Origin of the sequence: Methanobrevibacter sp. (assembly GCF_045577275.1) — an archaeon.
Classification (GTDB): domain Archaea; phylum Methanobacteriota; class Methanobacteria; order Methanobacteriales; family Methanobacteriaceae; genus Methanobrevibacter.
This window is the reverse complement of record NZ_JAZNIB010000148.1, coordinates 1-2,553: the sequence shown is the minus strand read 5'-3', so window position 1 is coordinate 2,553 and position 2,553 is coordinate 1. Positions and strand designations below refer to the sequence as shown.

General features: G+C 31.5%; 2 protein-coding genes. Both read left to right on the top strand.

Annotated elements, in window-relative coordinates; translation table 11 throughout:
* Positions 1-188 precede the first annotated feature (188 nt).
* Entirely contained in the window at positions 189-1,826 is a 1,638-nt protein-coding gene (locus ACKI67_RS04480; RefSeq protein WP_407462201.1) for a transglutaminase domain-containing protein, read from the top strand.
* 244 nt (positions 1,827-2,070) lie between these two features.
* Positions 2,071-2,553: metal-dependent transcriptional regulator (locus ACKI67_RS04475; protein ID WP_407462200.1), on the top strand; the 483-nt coding region annotated here is incomplete at its 3' end.

Sequence of the window (2,553 nt, the reverse complement as noted above, 5' to 3'; positions counted from 1 at the left end):
TAGAATAAATTATTAAAATATATAATGCAAATATTATAAATTTCAATTAATTATTTTAAAAAATTATTCATAATTCACTTTTCATTTTTTCGTTATTTTTTGTTTTTAAAATAATTCATATTTTTAATATTTTTAGGTATTTTTGAGGTGGGACTATTAATTATAAGCATATTCTATCATTATTGCTTATGATTTTCATATTGTCTGTTTCTGCAGTTTCAGCAGAGACTATGGATAATGAGGATTCATTTCCTGTTAATGATAATGATTTAATTGACTTAACGGAAAATCTTGATTTAAGCGATAATTTAATGGATGATCTTGAGGATAATCTGGATGAGGAATCGGATATTGCTAGCGATAGCGATAGCCAGGATATTGTTCCTGATGATAATCTTAATTCAGAGGATGATTCTAATGAAAATCCTGATGATGACCCTAATGAGAATCCGGATGATGATGGCGATGATGATCCTGATGAAGATACCTTAAAAAATACTACCTTAACAATCATATCTAAGGATAATTGGGAAATTTATGGTGTTAAGAATTATACTGTAAAATTATTGGATGAGGATGATAATCCAGTAAGTGATGCATTGATTAATTTTAGAATTATAAGTCCTGATGGGACCTATACTGAGGAAAGCAGCTATACCGATGAAGATGGTAAAGCCATTTTAACTTTGAACTTGACTATGAGAGGAGTTCATAATATTTTAGTGTCCTATGATGGTGATGAGAACTACAATCCTGCCGAATCCGTCGATTCAAATGTGATATTCTATGAAAAGACAGGCATCAGAACTCCAAAGAAATATGCCTACAGATCATCTAATTTCACCATTAAGATCATTACTTCTTTAGGAAATATCCTGTCCAATCAGAAATTGACCGTTTATGTGGATGGTGTAAAATATACAAAAACCACAGATTCAAAAGGTCAGATTTACATTAAAATGCCTTCTGATAAGAAATCAGTCAACATAAGCTGCAGTTTTGACGGATACGATTATTTGGTCAGTTCCAACATGTCAATGGTATTGCCTGTCTATAAGAAAACCTATACAAAACCTCTTGTTTTTGCTGTTTTAAAAGGAAAATACTTTAAGGTCTTATTGAAAGGCATTGATAAAAAGGTTCTAAAAAGTGAAAAGGTCAACATCACAATCAATGGGAAAACTTATGTTGTGAAAACCAATTCCAAAGGAATAGCCTATTTAAAGGTCAAGGTTTCTAGAGGCGCTTACAAAGTCAAGTTTGCTTATGGAAACAACAGCGTTTATGGTCCTTCAAGCAATTCCTCAACCTTAAATGTAATTGACCCTTCAGGTCAGTTTAAAAAAGGATTGAATCAGAACACCAAGCTTTCAGTTAAAAAGTATCTGCATGGTGGAGGTTATGCTAAAATAACCAAATCAATCAGAAAATTAGCCAAAAAGCTTACAAGCAAATATAAAACCAAGTTGGAAAAGGCAACAGCTATTTTCAATTATGTCAGGGATAATTTGGCTTACAGCTACTATGCAAACTCAAGAAAGGGAGCTGCCAAAACATTAAGGACCAAAAGAGGTAACTGCTGTGATCATTCCAATCTTATTGTAGCTCTTTGCAGAGCATCAAAGATTCCAGCAAGATATTCACATGCAAGGGGATGCAGATTTAAGTCAGGTCTTGTAACAGGGCATGTATGGGCTCAAATTTATGTGAATGGAAGATGGTATTCTGCTGATGGAACAAGTTATAAAAATACTTTGGGACATATCAGCAATTGGAATGTAAAGCATTATCATAGTTACCATAGATATAGAAACATTCCTTTCTAATTTCATTTCTTTTTTATTCTTTATTTCTTTAAAATTGATTTTTAGCTATTTTTAATTTTAATTTTTACATCTATTCTAAATTTTTAGGTTATCCAAAACTTTATATACTTTCTTAGTAAATAATAGTATAAGGAATAATAATTATATAAAAATCTTTTATATGGTTATTAGGTAATTCTAAAACTTTAAAACTTAATTTATTTAATTTAAAATGAAAATTTCTTAAATTTACTGGAGGTTCTACATGGCTAAGGAAATTAGTGAAAACATTGAAGAGTATTTGGAGACTCTTTATAAGTTCGGAAGTAAGGATTCATACGTATCTACAACAACTTTATCTAAAGAGTTGGGTATTGCGCCAGGTAGTGTAACTCAAATGCTTAAAAAACTTGAAGACCTTGGCTATATTGATTATGTTCCATATAAAGGAGCTTCTTTAACTGAAGATGGTATCAAAATAGCTCAAAAGATTACACGTAAACACAGAATACTTGAAAGATTCCTAAAAGATGTCTTAAAAATCAAGGATGAAAACCTTCATGCTCAAGCATGTGAAATGGAACATTCCTTGTCTGATGAAGCTGAAAGAGCTATCTGCCATATGTTAGAACATCCAGATACATGCCCAGATGACAATTTGATCCCTGCATGTGATTTTGATTTTGCAAACTGTGCAGACTGTAAGAATCAAGGGGATATTGATGATGTTGGCGTAAGGGAGTTTAAT

Bases quoted from the DNA above. Each gene is read 5' to 3' on its own strand.
- ACKI67_RS04480 (WP_407462201.1), top strand. From the start codon at position 189: ATGATTTTCATATTGTCTGTTTCTGCAGTTTCAGCAGAGACTATGGAT.